Origin of the sequence: Sporomusa sp. KB1 (genome assembly GCF_007830295.1) — a bacterium.
GTDB lineage: Bacteria > Bacillota > Negativicutes > Sporomusales > Sporomusaceae > Sporomusa.
This window is the reverse complement of sequence record NZ_VLKC01000002.1, coordinates 3,882,113-3,898,674: the sequence shown is the minus strand read 5'-3', so window position 1 is coordinate 3,898,674 and position 16,562 is coordinate 3,882,113. Positions and strand designations below refer to the sequence as shown.

The window sequence follows — 16,562 nt, the reverse complement described above, 5'->3', positions numbered from 1 at the left end:
TCTCCTTTCAAAATTGAACCCTATTTATTACGTATTTTAATAATTGGGGAGGTATAGTTTAGATCGACATACTCGACAGCCATTTTTTTTGCAGCTATTTCCTGTAAAATTTCAGCTGTAAGCTTAGCTTTTTCTATGAGACGCTGATTATCTCCAATCCGAATGCAAACTGAATTTGTAGTGTAAACAACAAGCTCATCCGGTGATTTAATGTTTACTTCTGATAATTGGTTTAATGCTCCTTCATCCAGTTCGGATAAATAGGTTAAAACATTAGCAAGCCCCGGATTATTTATCTGATCGCCAACATAAACATTTCCCAACCGAACACCAGTAATAACAGGCACTTTTACCTGCTTTAGGTTTTTAAATGCAACCATTACTATACCTTGCCGGTCAATTTCTACAAAACCATACTGACTGGCAACAAAAGCCAACGGCTGGCGTTCCTCGATATGAATAGTAATCGTAGCCGGAAAATTTCTCTCAACCTTAACCTCATCCACACGCAGATCACTAGTCAACCGCTCTTTAATTTCTGCAGGTTTTAGTCTAAAGATATTTATTTTTTCTGGAACTCCAGCTATTCGCAGCACTTCTTCAACAGTTACATATTTATTGCCCTCAACCACTACTGTCCCAACAATAAAATAGGGAGAATTAATAAATAAAAAAATAGCTATTAATACTATCAGCGCCGCCAGCCACAACGCCAATATAGAAGCGCGCCGCTTTCTAGCTGCTTTCAAGCGTTCTGCGGTCTGCATACAATCACTCCTGTAGACATCTTCTGCAGTAATTATACAACGTATTGTCCACTAAATAAATAAAAAAATGAGCAGTAAATACTGCCCAATTTTTTCAATCAGTCACCATCTGCAGTATCTGCTCACACAATTCGGCAAAACCTATGCCAACAGCAGCAGCAGCTTTAGGTACTAAACTAGTAGCTGTCATCCCTGGAATTGTGTTAATTTCCAAAACGTATGGCTGATTATCGTCACTGAGCATCACATCAACCCGCCCAATTCCCCGGCAGCCCAATAACTTATAGGCATCAAGCGCTATGTGCTGGATATGCTCCGCAACCTTGGCTTCTAACCGAGCTGGTACTATATACTCTGTCGCGCCTTTAGTGTATTTAGATGTATAATCATATCGTCCTGATTGGGGCACTATTTCGATGATCGGTAATGCTTTCGGCTGTTCACTGCCAAGTATAGAAACAGTCAATTCTTTTCCTTTTATAAATTCTTCAACTACAATATGACCGCTATATTTAAAAGCCTCTGTTACAGCAACTACAATGTCTGCAGCATCTTCAACGATGATCACGCCAATACTTGATCCCTGCGCAGCCGCTTTTACTACCACAGGTGTGCCGAATACCTCTTGAATCTCTTTTGTCAACACAGCAAGGTCAACATCCTGTTTAGTATATAACCGCGACCGCGGAGTTGGTATTCCTGCTGACATAAACAATCGTTTGCTTACTGTTTTATCCATTGCCATCGCACTAGCCAATACACCTGAGCCGGTATAAGGTATGCCTAACATTTCCAGCGTGCCTTGCAGCAAACCATCTTCACCATAAAGGCCATGAATAGCGTTAAATACGACCTCGATCTGCTCTTGTTCCAGTTGCTCAACTAATTTTCGGGGGTCAAGGTCGATGCCAACGGCATGATAACCTTTTTCTTTTAACGCCGCTAGAATGGCCCGCCCCGTATTCAGAGATACTTCCCTTTCTGCAGACGGTCCACCCATAACAACTGCAATTTTTTTATCTTTCATAAAAAGTCCCCCTTTATCTCCCTTACACCTTTACAATATTTGCTCCTAATGCTTGCAATTTTTTATCTAAATTTTCATAACCACGCTCAATATGATATACCTGCTCAATTTCTGAGGTTCCTTCTGCTGCTAAAGCGGCTAATACCAGCGCACTGCCAGCCCGCAAATCAGGGGCAGCCACAATGGCGCCAGTCAATTTCGCCACCCCGCGAATAATAGCGGTTCGTCCTTCAACCTTAATTTTAGCTCCCATCCGGGTAAGCTCATCAACATGCTTAAACCGATTTTCAAAAATAGTTTCCGTGATAATGCTAGTACCTTTAGCAATGGTAACCAATGACAACATCGGTGCTTGCAAATCGGTAGGAAATCCAGGATATGGCAGCGTCTTTATATCTACACCCCTGACTTCGCCTGCCTTTATCCTGATATAATCCTTACCAGTTATTATTTTCGCCCCAATATCCTGCAGTTTATCAGTAACTGAGAATAAATATTCAGGAACGACATTCTCAACTACAATATCACCACGTGTCATAACGCCTGCGGTTAAAAAAGTACCAGCCTCAATTCTATCACACATTACTGTATGTTCTGCCGGAACCAGCCGGGCTACGCCATCAACTCTAATCGTATCAGTGCCTGCACCATTGATTCTTGCTCCCATTTTATTTAAGATAGCCTGCAGATCAACAATTTCAGGTTCACGCGCTGCATTGCGGATAATCGTAGTACCTTTGGCCAGCGCGGCCGCCATCATCGCATTTTCTGTAGCACCAACACTGGGAAAATCAAAATTTATTTCACCGCCGGTTAACTCTTTCGCCTCAGCATCAATAAAACCAAAACTTTCATCAACAATTGCACCGATTTTCTCTAATGCCTTGATATGTAGATTAATTGGCCTAGGACCGATAGCACAACCACCTGGATAGGACAGTCTGACTTTGCGAAATCTTCCCAAAAGCGGCCCCATCAAAAAAACTGAAGCACGCATTTCCCGCATCAAATGTTCAGGTATTTCAACTTTACTCACATTGCTGGTATCGATTAGCATGGTATGACCTTGCCTGCGTATCTTAGCGCCAAGCAATATCAAAATATCCTGCATGGCTTGGATATCGCGCAAATACGGAACATCATGGATAACACTGATACCAGAACACAGAAGCGTTGCTGCCATAATTGGCAAAGTAGCATTTTTCGCCCCGCTTATCCGGACGTTGCCACTTAGTTGTACTTCTCCTTTGACGATAAATTTCTCCATCGTCTTCCCTCCCAGAAAAGTACAATCACCCTTTACTCTTCTCTAATATAATCTAATCTCTAGCTAACTACACATTATTCGCTTGCGTGAGTTTTTCTACCAACTCTTCACCCACTTGGTAAATATTGCCGGCCCCCATAGTCATTACTAAATCTCCTGGTTCAACAATTTCATTCAAATAACGCGCAATTTTACCTTTATCTGGTACATAAGTTACCCGCTGATTGGTTTGCTGTTCAATTTCATTCTTAATCGTTTCCCCGCTGACGCCAGGAATAGGCTGTTCACCAGCTGAATAAATATCGGTAAGAATTAACAAATCAGCTTGCGAAAATGCCGCACCAAACTCTTTTCGCAGAAAATTCGTACGGGTATACCGGTGCGGTTGAAAAACACAAATTAGCCGCTTAGGTTCTGTTTGGCGTGCACCGAGTAAGGTAGTGCTAATTTCAGTAGGATGATGGGCGTAATCATCCACTACCCATACGCCATTAACCCGTCCTTTTGTCTGAAACCGGCGTTTTGCTCCCTGAAATAGGCCAAGGCCTTCGACAATTTGTGCAAAACTTAACCCGGCATAAATACCTACAGCAACCGCAGCTAACGCATTAGATACATTATGGATTCCTGGTACACAGATTTTAGCTGTGCCTAAAAGATTGCCTTGATGGTATACATCGAAGGTTGAAACTGGACCGTCGGATTTTATATTGCGGGCGACAACATCTGCCTCATGCTCAAGCGCATAAGATATATAGCGTCTTTCAAGCTTAGAAGCTATATTTCTTACATAGGAATTATCAAAACATAAAATAGCTATCCCCTCTGCCGGCGCAAGCTGATGCAAGAATTTATCAAAGGTACGCAATATATTATCCATAGTTTTGTAGTAATCCATATGATCGTTTTCAATGTTGGTTACAATGGCAATCTGTGGTGAAAGTTTCAAAAAGGAGCCATCACTTTCATCGGCTTCTGCCACCAAATAGGAACCGTGACCAAGTTTTGCGCTGCCGCCTATTGATTCCAGCTCACCACCAATGACTATGGTCGGATCTGTACCTGCCTGTTCCAACATCAGAGCAATCATTGACGTCGTTGTAGTCTTGCCATGCGCACCAGCTACAGCTATTCCCCGCTGTTTAGACATTAAAAATGCCAGCACATCGGCCCGGTGATATACAGGTATTTCCTTGTCCCTGGCAGCCTTTACCTCCGGATTGGTCTCAGGGATTGCAGTAGAAACAACTACAGCTTGCGTATCACCAATATTTTCGTAACTGTGGCTAATATGCACTCTCGCGCCAGCTTGAGCAAGTTTTGTGGTAACGGCTGATTCCTGAGCATCAGAACCAGACACAGTATACCCCATTTCCAGCAGTACCTTCGCAATAGAGCTCATACCTGAGCCACCAATACCAACAAAATGAATTCTTTTTATATTATCTAACAACAGTATTTCTCCCCTTTCTTGCGCACCAGTAACTCCAGCGCCTATATCTGCAGAAAGAGTTATTCCCTAGCCTATCTAGCTGCCGCTTTGGCATACCATAGTGTATGCACTCTTGGCACCTGATGTTACCTTATTAGCAAGATTAAGGTTTTTTCAGACTAAGTGCCAGCCGGGCAATTGTTTCTGCCGCCTGTGGGCAACCTAACTCTTTACTTTTCTTAGCCATACTTGAAAGTACTTCCGGATTATCTAGCAGCTGTTTGATAGTATCTATCAGTTTACTATCTGTCAGTTCTTTGTCGATAATTACTACTGCTGCCCCCTGCTTTTCTAAAGCTCTGGCATTAAACTCCTGATGGTTTTCTGCAGCATAGGGGTATGGTATCAAAATTGCTGGAATGCCGCGCGCTGTTAATTCAGCCAAACCGACTGCTCCAGCTCTGAAAATAGCTAAATCAGCAGCCGCCAAAGCTAACGGCATATTATATAAATATGGTTTGATGATAATATTACCAGCACTGGATAGCTCTATACCAGATTGCTTACTATTGCCAACCATGCTATTATACTCGCTTTGTCCTGTTACATGCAATATTTGAATCTGTGAATTGCCGCTAAAATGGTTGTACACACCAGACATCGCCTTATTAATACTGCGAGCCCCCCGGCTTCCTCCAACTACCAAAACAGTGAGTTTATCAGGCGCAAGTCCGAGTTCAGTCAACCCTTCTTCCCGTTTAGCGGACATGACCTCCGGTCTAATAGGATTACCGGTAACTACAATTTGCTCAGGCCTGCATTTAGTAAAATAAGCTGCAGCATCTTGATAGCCTAAAGCAATTTTATCAACAAACCGGGATAAAATTTTATTCGTGATGCCAGGTATAACATTTTGTTCTTGAATAATGGTTGGTATTTTTAGCAAGCTGGCCGCTAAAAGCACCGGACCACATACATAACCACCAGTACCAATAACAACGTCAGGGCGAAATTTTTTTATAATTTGAGCAGAATTCCAAACACTTCCTACGGTAGTAAAGAGTGTTCGGACATTCTGCCAGGACAACCGCCGTTCTAGGCCGCGTACTTCGATAGTAGCAAAGGGAAAACCTTCCTTCGGAATGATATCTGCTTCCAGCCCATGCTTCGTCCCCACAAATAGTATCTCGCAGTTATCTGCTAACTTGGCTACCTCTCTGGCGATAGTAATGGCGGGGTAGATGTGCCCACCTGTTCCCCCGCCAGAAATAATAATTCGCATAACCTTGCCCCCTACATTCATTTCAAGCTGACATACCGGGAAATATTAAGGAGTATACCCACCGCAGCCAACGTGAAAATCAGGGCTGAACCACCGAAGCTAATGAAGGGCAATGGGATTCCTGTTACCGGCATTGAGGCTGTAACTACGGCAATGTTCATAAGCGCCTGCAGTACAATCATACTGGTTATACCTCCAGCCAGCAGGCTGCCATATATATCTGGCGCTGATATAGCTGTTTTAAAACCTCTCCAGGCAAATAGAAAAAATAGGATTACAACTGTGGCTGTACCAATAAAGCCAAGTTCCTCACCCAAAATAGCAAAGATAAAGTCAGTATGAGGCTCAGGCAAATACAAGAACTTTTCCCGGCTGCGCCCCAAACCAACACCAAACAGACCGCCAGAGCCGATCGCATATAAGGACTGAATGATATGGTAGCCGCTATTTAATGGATCGGCCCACGGATCACTAAAAGCTAACAAACGTTTTAGCCGGTAGGGTTCGGCAATAATTGCGGTAATTATACCGAGCACGCCGGCAGCACCCAAGGACCCCAGGTGCGTAAGCTTAGCACCTGAGGCAAACAATAGAATAAAAACCGTTCCGCTAATAACAAGCGCGGTCCCTAAATCAGGCTCTTTCAAAATTAATCCAAATACCAGTATCAGCATCAATAATTGGGGCATAACCCCCTTAACAAAGTTACCAATTTTATCTTGTGACCGTGCCAAACTATTGGCAGTAAACAGTACCATACTTAATTTCGCAATTTCTGACGGTTGTAGATAAAGTGAACCAAACCCCAGCCAACGTCTGGCACCGTTGACTACCTTTCCTAAACCAGGAACAAGAACCAAGACCAATAAAAGCAAGGTGATTATCATAATCGGTTTGGCTAGTTTGCGCCACACGTGATAATCAATATTCATAGTAAACAACATCGTCAGTATTCCTAGTGTAGCCCATATCAACTGTCGTTTTAAAAAATAGAAACTGTCATTATAGTTTACATATGCAGAAACAGCACTGGAACTATAGACCATTACTATCCCGAAACCCAACAAACCCATAATGGCAAAAAAAACGACATAATCGGGCGACTTAGGTCTGACTCCCATCTTGCTCCCTCCTTACCCTAATTGGCGCACCAAGTCCTTAAAGACTTTCCCCCGTTCCTCGTAATTATTGAACATATCATAACTGGCACAAGCAGGCGATAATACTACCACCTGTGGTGGCTGCGCCAACTTGTGTGCCAGCGTTACTGCCTCGGCAAATGTGGCCACCTGATGAATATTGTTCACCCCCTGCTGCGTCGCTGCCTCAGCGAAACGCTGCTTAGCCTCTCCAAGCAGAATCAGATGATCCACACGTTCTTTTGCCAGCTTCATAAATGCGGTTAAATCTGTATTCTTATCCCGTCCACCGGCAATGAGAATAATATGACCGTCAAAGGCTTCCAGCGCTTTTATCGCCGATTCAGGATTAGTGGCTTTAGAATCATTATAATAGGCTATGCCAGCAATTTCAGCCGTAAACTCAATCCTGTGCTCCACACCGGAAAAAGTTTTAAGAACTTCTGCCATTGCTTCAGGCCGAACTCCGGCAAAATAAGCAACTCCACAGGCAGCTAATGCATTTTCCACATTGTGGCCGCCCTTTATGTTAATATCATTAACAGCACAGATCTCACTACTATTACCATCCAGGTTCATTTTGATCTTGCCATTTTCGATATAAATTCCAGCAGCAAGACACTGCTGACGGCTAAAATATACTACTTTTCCCTTGGCCCGCTTAGCCATACCGCGCACAGCCATATCATCATAGTTCAAAATTAAGTAATCGCTAGCTTCTTGTCTGCTAAATACTTGCTCTTTCATTTGCTGATAAACTTCCATCGTATGATGCCGGTCTAAATGATCAGGAGTCAGGTTCAAAATGGCAGCAATGTGGGGACGAAACTCGCTAACACCCTCAAGTTGAAAGCTCGATATCTCTGCCACAACAAAGCCATCCGGTCTGGCCGCAAGCGCCTGCTCAGACAATGCGGCTCCAATATTACCCCCTACCCCAACTTGGTGACCGGTAGTTTTAAGCATTTCGCCAACCAAAGTTGTTGTTGTCGTTTTACCATTAGTGCCCGTAATCGCAATCATGGGTGCCTCACTCAAACGATAAGCCACCTCGACTTCGCTCATAACACAAATACCCCGGTTTTGCGCAGCCACAACAAGCGGGATATAAATGGATATACCCGGAGACACCACAAGATAGTCTATGTCATCCAGTAGTTTCTCATTCTGGTGTCCCATCACAAAGGCAATACCACCCGCTTGCAGTTCAGAAAAATCCTGCTCAAATTGATCCATAGCTTTAGCATCACTTACAACAACACTCGCGCCTAACTGCTGCAAAATTTGAGCTACGGAAAGCCCGCTGATACCAGCGCCTAATACCAGAACTTTTTTATTGGCGAATTCTGTTTGTCTAATCAATTTATATTCCTCCAGCCCGGCTAACTGCCAAGATACTTAATGCGATAGCGGCAAACAGTGTCCCTGCCAGCCAGAATACTGTCACAACTTTTGTTTCCGACCAACCGGATAATTCAAAGTGGTGATGAATAGGACTCATTTTGAATACCCGTTTTCCGGTTGATTTAAACGAAATAACTTGAATAATGACAGACAACGCTTCAATTACAAATACACCACCAACGATAACAAGCAGGAATTCAGTTCTAGTCAATACCGCCGCTGCAGCCAGCGCCCCACCCAAAGCCAGCGAACCGGTATCACCCATAAATACTTTGGCCGGATGAGCATTGTATCGTAAAAAACCAAGACAGGCTCCCGCCAAGGCTACACAAAAAATGGCTAAGTATGGTTTGCCAAAGTACAAGGCGATTACTGTATACGCTAGCGCGGCCACTGTGGTCGTACCTGCAGCCAAGCCGTCAAGTCCATCAGTAAGATTAACCGCATTTGTCGTTCCGACAAGCACAAGAAAAATCAATACATAATATAAGGCCCCAAAGTCAACACTTGCCCCTAACACAGGTATCCATAAATCTGTACCACGTCCAAAATAAATACTGGCAATATAAGACAGGGCCAGGGCCATAATTATCTGCCCCAGCAGCTTTTGCCTGGCTTTCAAACCTAGTGAGCGTTTTAATACCACTTTAATAAAATCATCCAAAAATCCAATTAGACCATGCCCTAAGGTAACAAATAAAGCCAATAATACTTCCGGATTGCTACCCGCAAAAATCAAACTGGGAATAATCAGTGCCAGCAAAATCAATACCCCGCCCATAGTGGGGGTACCGGCCTTGGCATAATGACTCTCAGGTCCTTCTTCTCTAATACTTTGCCCGAATTTCAGCCGCTTCAGCATGGGAATAAAGAGCGGCCCTGCTGCTATGGCAATGACAAATGCCATAACTGCAGCATACAACAATTCCTGCATGGTAACCTCCTAAATATATACAACGCTTTAAAGCTTTTTGCAGGCGGGTGGTATGTTGGCAAAAGCACAAGTCAATACACCACCGGCCTGCGCCTGCAAACTTCTTTAATACAGAATAAGATAAATATAGACTATATGTCTTGAAATGCTGCCAGCATAGTTTCCATCTTCATGCCACGGGAGCCTTTAAGTAAAATACAATCCCCTGGCTTTAGCAGTTTGCGTAGGGCGTCAATCGCCGCTTTATGTTCAGTAAAGGATTGCGTAGATTTTACACCCTGTTCGCTGGCAGCAGCAGCAATATGCTTTGCTAATTCTCCAACCGCTAGGATACTATCTACCCCCTGCTCTGCGGCTAGCCTGCCCACCCTGCGATGAGCCTCAACCGAGGCATCACCCAGCTCTAGCATATCACCCAGCACGGCAATCTTACGGCCCTTACTGATATTGGCTAAGGTAGTAAGCGCGGCCGCCATTGACAACGGACTCGCATTATAAACATCATTGATGACCGTATACGGGCCATAGCTATTTATTTCAAGCCGCATAGCCCCAGGAACAAAACTACTAATTCCGGTCTGTATTTCACTTGGCTGCAAACCTAGCTCCCAGCCTACAGTAATAGCTGCAAGTGCATTATAAACATTATGAATACCGACTGTTGGCAAGGTGACCGTAAAAGAACCGCGAGCACTGCAGCAATCAAAGGTAGTACTCAGTTCAGCATTTTTCCCGGTAGTTATGTTCTCAGCCCTGACAAATGCATCTGAAGCTATACCATAAAATACGACTCTCCCCTGGGTTTTGTGCTGCATATCCCGTACATGTGGGTCATCAACATTGAGTACTACTAAATCATCAGGTGCAATTGCCTCAACAAGTTCTGCTTTAGCAGACGCAATATTCTCAATTGATCCGAGGATTTCCATATGGGTTTCGCCGACATTGGTCACTACGCCTACTGTTGGTAATGCAATTTCAGTCAGCTCGCGGATTTCCCCGCTGGCCCGCATGCCCATTTCAACAACAGCAACCTCATGACTAGCTTCAAGCTTTAATAGGGTAAGTGATAAACCGATTTCATTATTAAAATTAGCTTCCGTTTTAAGCACTTTGAACTTGCTGGATAATACAGCTGCAAGCATATCTTTAGTCGTTGTTTTACCATTAGATCCTGTCACGGCAATTAGCGGAATAGGGTATCGCTGCCGATGAAATCTGGCCAGAGCCTGCAACGCCGCCAATGTATTTATTACTTGGATTACAGTGACATAGTCAGGCACATTCACCGTCTTACTGACAAGTAGAGCTGTTGCCCCTTTAGCTACAGCCTGAGCGACAAATTCATTGCCGTCAAAACGTTCACCAACCAAAGCAACAAATAAATTCCCGGCCTGAATGCTCCTGGTATCAGTCGAAACACCTTGGAACAGCTTGCTGTCACCAGCATTAATCAATTGACCGCCAGTAGCCTTAAGCACTTCGGTCAAACTAAAATCAGCCATTGTCGCTCATCTCCTTGATGACTTCACGCGCTACTTGCCTGTCATCAAAATCAATTGTTTTATCTTTTAAGATTTGATAGGTTTCATGACCTTTGCCAGCAATAAGTACAACATCATGTGCTTTTGCCAATCGAATAGCCTGCGTAATTGCCTGACGGCGGTCAGGAATTACTTCATAGATTTTCCCCTTGTTATCTGCACATAAGGCCTCTTTGATACCTACTTCTACATCTGCCAGTATCTTTTCCGGGTCTTCACTACGCGGATTATCTGATGTTGCAAGTACAACATCGCCATATTGAACAGCTAGTTTACCCATAATTGGTCGTTTTGTACGGTCGCGATCACCACCACAACCAAAAACCACAATTATTTTTCCCTGGACAAACTGTTTTGCCGTTTTTAGCACATTTTCCAAACCATCAGGCGTATGGGCATAATCTACAATCACCGTAAATGGTTGCCCTGCCTGCACTAGTTCAAACCGTCCCGGTACACTAGTAAAACTCTCCAAGGCCTGTTTGATAACTTCAGGGGGAACCCCTTCGGCCAAAGCCGCCCCCACTGCCGCTAAAACATTATAAACATTAAACATGCCTGTAATGCTAAGCGATAGCTCCATAGTGCCAAATGGGCCTTTAATTTGGAAATTGGAACCAGTTTCTCTAACAGCAACATTGCTGGCCGTCAAAACTCCTTCTTTATTAACAGCATAACTAATTACCGGACAAGCTGCATTCTGGGCCATAATGGCCCCGGCATTATCATCCAAATTGACGACTGCTGTTTTACCTGTTTTCGTATTACCAGGTTTGCCCAAACTGCGGAACAACTTAGCCTTGGCATCAATATAATTCTCAAAAGTCTGATGAAAATCTAAATGATCCTGGGTCATATTGGTAAAGATACCGACATCAAACTCACAGCCAGCCACCCGATTAAGCGCCAGGGCATGGGAAGAAACCTCCATAATAACATACTCCATACCACTATTGACCATTTCCGCCAATGTACTTTGCAGCTCAATAACATCAGGGGTAGTGTTTTTTATTGGTAGTGTCTTATCCTCAATAAGAGTCTGGATTGTGCCAATTAATCCGACTTTATAACCGGCTTTTCGCAAAATATCGCGAATTAAGTAAGTAGATGTAGTTTTGCCGTTGGTACCAGTTACACCAATCATTCGCAGTTTATGTCCAGGATAATCAAAAAAGCAAGGTACAATGGCCTGCATTGCCACCCGGGTATCGCCAACCCTGATTATCGTAATCGCAGCATCAACAACATTTGACACATCTCTTTCTACTACCACAGCGACTGCACCACGCCGGGCAGCCTCAGCAATAAAATCATGCCCATCAACATGAACACCGCTTAGACAAAAAAACAATGTCCCTGGAACCACTTTGCGGGAGTCATGTGCCACTGCTTCAATGGTTTGATCAAGCTTTCCCCAAATCGTAGCGTCTGCTAACAATGTCGTTAATTGTTTTAAATTCTTGGCCATCCAAAATCCTCCTGCCCAAAATACAAAAATTTTCTAATTAATATGCTGCCCCTATTTATTTTTACCATTATTCCCTATTTTAACGCTTTATCTTGGATACGAGTTCGTCTCTATAGGCGGCGTATTCAGGTGGAGTAGACTCTCCACCTGAATCCCCAAAGTTTCAGCTATGCTGAAACGAGTTCACTCAAAATAGATAGTAATGCTTGTGCCTGATAATACTTTACTCCCTGCCAACGGATCCTGCTTAACAGCCTGACCGTTTGTTCCTACCGGTTTAATCGCCAGACCTAATTCAGCCAGCGAATCTGACGCTTCCCGCAATGTCCGCCCGGTTAAGTCTGGAACAGTAACTTCACCAGTTGAATATCTTGGTGTCATCGTATAGAGCAGCACACCGCCACCACTAGGTATACGGCTGCCCGGTTTAGGAATTTGGTCTGCAATCCTATCACCAGTCTCCTCAATGCGCGGGGTTAATCCAGCCTGTTGTAATTCCTTCATTGCTTCAGGAATACTCAGATTTATAACACTAGGAACCAGCACGTGCGCTTGTTCAGTACCAGCTTTGCTATTTGCCGATAATTGCGGATTAACCTTAAGATACTGCAATACATCTTTCATTACTGCGCCAAATACAGGGGCGGCAATCTGACCACCATAGTATAGTCCAACAGGCTCATCAATGACAACCAGCATAGCTACCTGTGGGTTATCAGCAGGCGCAAACCCAACAAAGGATGCGACGTATTTATCAGGTAAATAGCCACCTGCACCAACTTTTTGTGCAGTACCCGTCTTACCGGCAATCTTGAAACCTTCGATATACGCATTTCTGCCAGAGCCTTGCGATACCACCGACTCTAATATTTCTTTGACCTGCATTGTAATAGAAGGATCAAGAACTTGCCTGACAACATCAGGCTGAAAGGATCTAATTACTTGCCCTGATTTGTCCTTTACTTCCCTTACAATCTGCGGCCTTAGCAGTTTACCATCATTAGCTACTGCTGCCGCTGCCGTAACCAACTGAATAGGAGTAACAGCAATACTTTGCCCGATAGACATTGTCGCAATATTAATAGGCGTTGCTTTAGCTCTGTCAATCGTTATGCCTTTTGCTTCTCCCGGCAAATCAATATTGGTGTGCTGCCCCAAACCAAAAGCATCAATATAGCGATAAAACGACTCACGGCCTAACCGCAATCCTACATTAACAAATCCAACATTGCAAGAGTTCTGAACCACTTCGGCAAAAGTCTGACTGCCATGCCCGCCATGTTTCCAGCAATGAATCCTGCGCCCTTGTACTTCGACTTCCCCGGGATCAAAAAACCTTTCATCAGCCTTAACAAGATGTTCAGACATGACAGCAGATGTAGTAATAATTTTAAAAGTAGACCCTGGCTCATAGACATTCGATACAGCAATATTCCGCCATAATTTAGGGGAAAAGTCACTGAAGTTATTAGGATTATAGTCTGGTCTGTTAGCCAAAGCCAAGATACCGCCATCCCTTGGATCAATGGCAATGATGGTAACTGCCTTAGCCTGGGTTTCCTTCATTACACGATCTAGTTCACGTTCGACAATCTGTTGAATAACCACATCAAGGGTAAGATAGATATTATGACCGTCAATTGGCGGCGAAAAACGATGCGAAGCATTCGGTATTTCCTGGCCTCTGGCATCATACTCAATGACAATACTGCCAGAACGGCCTTTTAAGTAACTGTCAAAGGTCATTTCTACTCCGTCAAGGCCCTGACTATCAATACCATTAAATCCGAGGACATGAGCAGCCAAATTGTCATAGGGATAATAACGCCGGTTTTCCTGGGTAAGACCAATACCAGGAAGATTAAGCATTTGTACTTGGTGACCAATTTCTGGTTCAATCTTGCGTTTTATCCAAGTAAACGCCTGACGTTTTTTCAACTTATTTGTAAGCTTGGTTTCATCTAACGCCAAAATAGCAGCCAGTTTGGCTGCTGTTTCTTCAGGATTACGTATTTCGGCAGGTATTGCGTAGACAGATTCAGTACTAACACTAACTGCGAGCTCCCGGCCATTCCGATCATAAATAATACCCCGTTTAGCCTCAACCGGAATTTCGCGAATGCGTTGATCAACAGCATTTTCTGATAACCAGACACTTTTGTAAAACTGGAGATATAGTAAGCGACCAATCAACCCCATCATAATTACCGATATAACAAGAAAAAGGAACGCCACCCTTTTTCTGATGGTAACATGCGAAACAGCTGCCACTTATTCATCTCCCCCATCATCCAGATTACCGCCCTTTATTCGCCTCCGCCGTGTGTACTTTGATTGCGCTTAGCACTTTATCTGCAATCCCGCTATTATTATCAGCGGCTGGTGGCTGAGAGGGATTGCTGTCAGGCATAACTGTAGTTGCATAATAAGCGTTTTGGGGCACAACCATTCCCAAGTTTTTGGCAGCATATTCTTCAATACGTTGTGGTGATTTTAGTTTCGCAATATCAAGACGTAAAATCTCATTTTCTTTTTCAATTTTTGCTACTTGGCTTTTAACTTTAACCAAATCATAGCCTGCTTGAATAATGATAGCACTCTGCATGGTTGTAACCGCCGCCATTATAGCAGCCAGGATTACTAGTACCAGACACTTGGCACGCAATCGTTTGTCAGCTTTTCGTACAATCTTCGGCGTAGGTAAAGCGGATTCTTGTTCATAAGCAGGTATCTCCCGCTTTTTATGTACTAACATCTTTATTGTTCCTCCTTACTATTTAGAACAATTCATCATGATAACTTTTCCGCCAACCGCAGCTTAGCACTGCGGGCTCGTGGATTGTGCTCAATCTCATCTAACGATGGCAGTGTAGGTTTTCTTAGAACCTTTACTTTGGGTTTAGTATTACACATACACACTGGTAATTGTGGTGGACAGATACAGGTTTTAGACAACTCTTGCAGCGTTTGTTTGGCAATCCGGTCTTCCAGTGAATGAAACGTTATTATGCCAATACGGCCTCCCGGTTTTAACCTTTCCACCGCAGTGAGGAAAGTATCCCGTAAAATCCCCAGTTCGTTATTGACTTCAATTCGAATGGCCTGAAACGTTCGCTTGGCCGGATGGGGTCCATCCCGGCGTGCGCCAGCCGGAATTGCTTTTTTGATAATATCGACCAGTTGCCTGGTTGTAGCAATAGCAGCGTTTTTCCTGCTTTCCACAATAAATTTAGCAATTCGTTTAGCCCAGCGTTCCTCACCATAGCTCACGATAACCTCTGTCAACTGCTGTTCATCATACGTGTTTACTAGTTCATAGGCCGAAAAATCAGCCTCGGGATTCATGCGCATATCAAGCGGCGCATCCTGCATATAGGAAAATCCCCGCTCGGCAACATCCAACTGATGTGACGAAACGCCCAAATCAAACAAAATTCCATCTACCAGGCCAGTCTCTAAACGATCAAGTATGGCACCTAAATTACGAAAATTATCCTGCACAATGCTAATCCGGCAAGCGGCCTCTGCCAACCGTTGCTGCCCCGCCTGAATAGCTGCAGCGTCTTGATCAATACCAATCAGCCATCCCGCTGGTGCCATACGGGCAGCTAAACACGACGAATGACCGCCTCCTCCTAACGTACAATCTACATAAATACCCTGCGGATTGGAAAAAACCCCGGCAACACTTTCTTCCAACAGTACGCTGGTATGCTCAAATTCAAAACCCTGCATTTTTTAACAACTCGTTTCGGTTATAATTAAATACCCAAATCGGCGAGATTTTCAGCAATTTCAGCAACCGTGGGGCTGACTTTCTGGTTATATTCATCCCAGGCGGCCTTGTTCCAAACCTCAATTCGAGTCGACACACCAATTACAACTACATCTTTATCTAAGCCCGCATGCTCGCGTAAATTTGTCGGCAACAATACTCTTCCCTGTTTGTCACATTCCAGCTCAGCAGCTCCTGAAAAAAAGAAACGAACAAAGGCTCTGGCTTCCGGTTTGGCTAACGGAAGCTTTTTTAATTTTTCTTCTAGGATAGCCCACTCACTGCGGGTATATACAAATAAACAATTATCCAGTCCTTTGGTGGCAATAAATAGTTCTCCCAACTCATCCCGAAACTTAGCGGGAAAAATCAGCCGGCCTTTATTATCAATGGTATGCAAATACTCCCCCATAAACACGGCTGTACCACCACCATCTAAAATAATTCAACCACTTTACACCACTTTATACCACTTTTTAGTTTATTCTTGCTAAATAAAAAAAATCCTGCCTAAAACCCGCAG

At 43.8% G+C, this 16,562-nt stretch carries 14 protein-coding genes; all 14 read right to left on the bottom strand.

The genetic code is table 11. The features are described from left to right. Positions 1-20: 20 nt before the first annotated feature. Positions 21-767 carry a cell division protein FtsQ/DivIB gene (locus SALPA_RS21735; RefSeq protein ID WP_145098881.1) on the bottom strand — a complete coding sequence of 249 codons (747 nt, stop codon included), beginning with the start codon at positions 765-767 and terminating at the stop codon, positions 21-23. Positions 768-861: 94 nt separating this feature from the next. Next, on the bottom strand, positions 862-1,794 hold the full coding sequence (locus tag SALPA_RS21730; protein WP_145098878.1) for a D-alanine--D-alanine ligase: 933 nt from the start codon (positions 1,792-1,794) through the stop codon (positions 862-864). Positions 1,795-1,816: 22 nt separating this feature from the next. Then, positions 1,817-3,061 carry a UDP-N-acetylglucosamine 1-carboxyvinyltransferase gene (gene murA / locus SALPA_RS21725; protein ID WP_145098875.1) on the bottom strand — a complete coding sequence of 415 codons (1,245 nt, stop codon included), beginning with the start codon at positions 3,059-3,061 and terminating at the stop codon, positions 1,817-1,819. 67 nt (positions 3,062-3,128) lie between these two features. Continuing rightward, a complete protein-coding gene (gene murC / locus SALPA_RS21720; RefSeq protein WP_145098872.1) occupies positions 3,129-4,514 on the bottom strand; it encodes a UDP-N-acetylmuramate--L-alanine ligase in 1,386 nt (461 codons plus the stop codon). Positions 4,515-4,656: 142 nt separating this feature from the next. Next, positions 4,657-5,775, bottom strand: a complete 1,119-nt coding sequence (murG, locus tag SALPA_RS21715) for an undecaprenyldiphospho-muramoylpentapeptide beta-N-acetylglucosaminyltransferase (RefSeq protein ID WP_145098869.1) — start codon at positions 5,773-5,775, stop codon at positions 4,657-4,659. 17 nt (positions 5,776-5,792) lie between these two features. After that, entirely contained in the window at positions 5,793-6,896 is a 1,104-nt protein-coding gene (gene spoVE / locus SALPA_RS21710) for a stage V sporulation protein E (protein WP_145098866.1), read from the bottom strand. A 12-nt stretch (positions 6,897-6,908) separates the two neighbouring features. Continuing rightward, complete coding sequence (murD, locus tag SALPA_RS21705) at positions 6,909-8,276, bottom strand: UDP-N-acetylmuramoyl-L-alanine--D-glutamate ligase (protein ID WP_255451295.1); 1,368 nt, start codon at positions 8,274-8,276, stop codon at positions 6,909-6,911. 1 nt (position 8,277) lies between these two features. After that, positions 8,278-9,252 (bottom strand): phospho-N-acetylmuramoyl-pentapeptide-transferase, encoded by a 975-nt coding sequence (gene mraY, locus SALPA_RS21700; protein WP_145098863.1) that lies wholly within the window; start codon positions 9,250-9,252, stop codon positions 8,278-8,280. A 131-nt stretch (positions 9,253-9,383) separates the two neighbouring features. Beyond that, positions 9,384-10,757 (bottom strand): UDP-N-acetylmuramoyl-tripeptide--D-alanyl-D-alanine ligase, encoded by a 1,374-nt coding sequence (murF, locus tag SALPA_RS21695; RefSeq protein WP_145098860.1) that lies wholly within the window; start codon positions 10,755-10,757, stop codon positions 9,384-9,386. After that, on the bottom strand, positions 10,750-12,264 hold the full coding sequence (locus SALPA_RS21690) for a UDP-N-acetylmuramoyl-L-alanyl-D-glutamate--2,6-diaminopimelate ligase (RefSeq protein ID WP_145098857.1): 1,515 nt from the start codon (positions 12,262-12,264) through the stop codon (positions 10,750-10,752). The genes murF and SALPA_RS21690 overlap by 8 nt, the downstream gene beginning before the upstream one ends. 183 nt (positions 12,265-12,447) lie before the next feature. Beyond that, positions 12,448-14,535, bottom strand: coding sequence for a stage V sporulation protein D (locus SALPA_RS21685; RefSeq protein WP_145098854.1), 2,088 nt, complete (start codon positions 14,533-14,535; stop codon positions 12,448-12,450). A gap of 25 nt (positions 14,536-14,560) precedes the next feature. Next, positions 14,561-15,019, bottom strand: a complete 459-nt coding sequence (locus SALPA_RS21680; RefSeq protein ID WP_145098851.1) for a cell division protein FtsL — start codon at positions 15,017-15,019, stop codon at positions 14,561-14,563. A gap of 35 nt (positions 15,020-15,054) precedes the next feature. Further along, complete coding sequence (rsmH, locus tag SALPA_RS21675) at positions 15,055-15,999, bottom strand: 16S rRNA (cytosine(1402)-N(4))-methyltransferase RsmH (RefSeq protein ID WP_145098848.1); 945 nt, start codon at positions 15,997-15,999, stop codon at positions 15,055-15,057. 26 nt (positions 16,000-16,025) lie between these two features. Then, positions 16,026-16,457 (bottom strand): division/cell wall cluster transcriptional repressor MraZ, encoded by a 432-nt coding sequence (mraZ, locus tag SALPA_RS21670; RefSeq protein ID WP_145098845.1) that lies wholly within the window; start codon positions 16,455-16,457, stop codon positions 16,026-16,028. Positions 16,458-16,562: the final 105 nt, after the last annotated feature.

Coding starts and splice junctions, on each gene's coding strand:
- SALPA_RS21735 (WP_145098881.1), bottom strand. CDS start 767: ATGCAGACCGCAGAACGCTTGAAAGCAGCTAGAAAGCGGCGCGCTTCT.
- murA (WP_145098875.1), bottom strand. CDS start 3,061: ATGGAGAAATTTATCGTCAAAGGAGAAGTACAACTAAGTGGCAACGTC.
- SALPA_RS21680 (WP_145098851.1), bottom strand. CDS start 15,019: ATGTTAGTACATAAAAAGCGGGAGATACCTGCTTATGAACAAGAATCC.
- mraY (WP_145098863.1), bottom strand. CDS start 9,252: ATGCAGGAATTGTTGTATGCTGCAGTTATGGCATTTGTCATTGCCATA.
- SALPA_RS21730 (WP_145098878.1), bottom strand. CDS start 1,794: ATGAAAGATAAAAAAATTGCAGTTGTTATGGGTGGACCGTCTGCAGAA.
- murF (WP_145098860.1), bottom strand. CDS start 10,757: ATGGCTGATTTTAGTTTGACCGAAGTGCTTAAGGCTACTGGCGGTCAA.
- murG (WP_145098869.1), bottom strand. CDS start 5,775: ATGCGAATTATTATTTCTGGCGGGGGAACAGGTGGGCACATCTACCCC.
- rsmH (WP_145098848.1), bottom strand. CDS start 15,999: ATGCAGGGTTTTGAATTTGAGCATACCAGCGTACTGTTGGAAGAAAGT.
- spoVE (WP_145098866.1), bottom strand. CDS start 6,896: ATGGGAGTCAGACCTAAGTCGCCCGATTATGTCGTTTTTTTTGCCATT.
- SALPA_RS21690 (WP_145098857.1), bottom strand. CDS start 12,264: ATGGCCAAGAATTTAAAACAATTAACGACATTGTTAGCAGACGCTACG.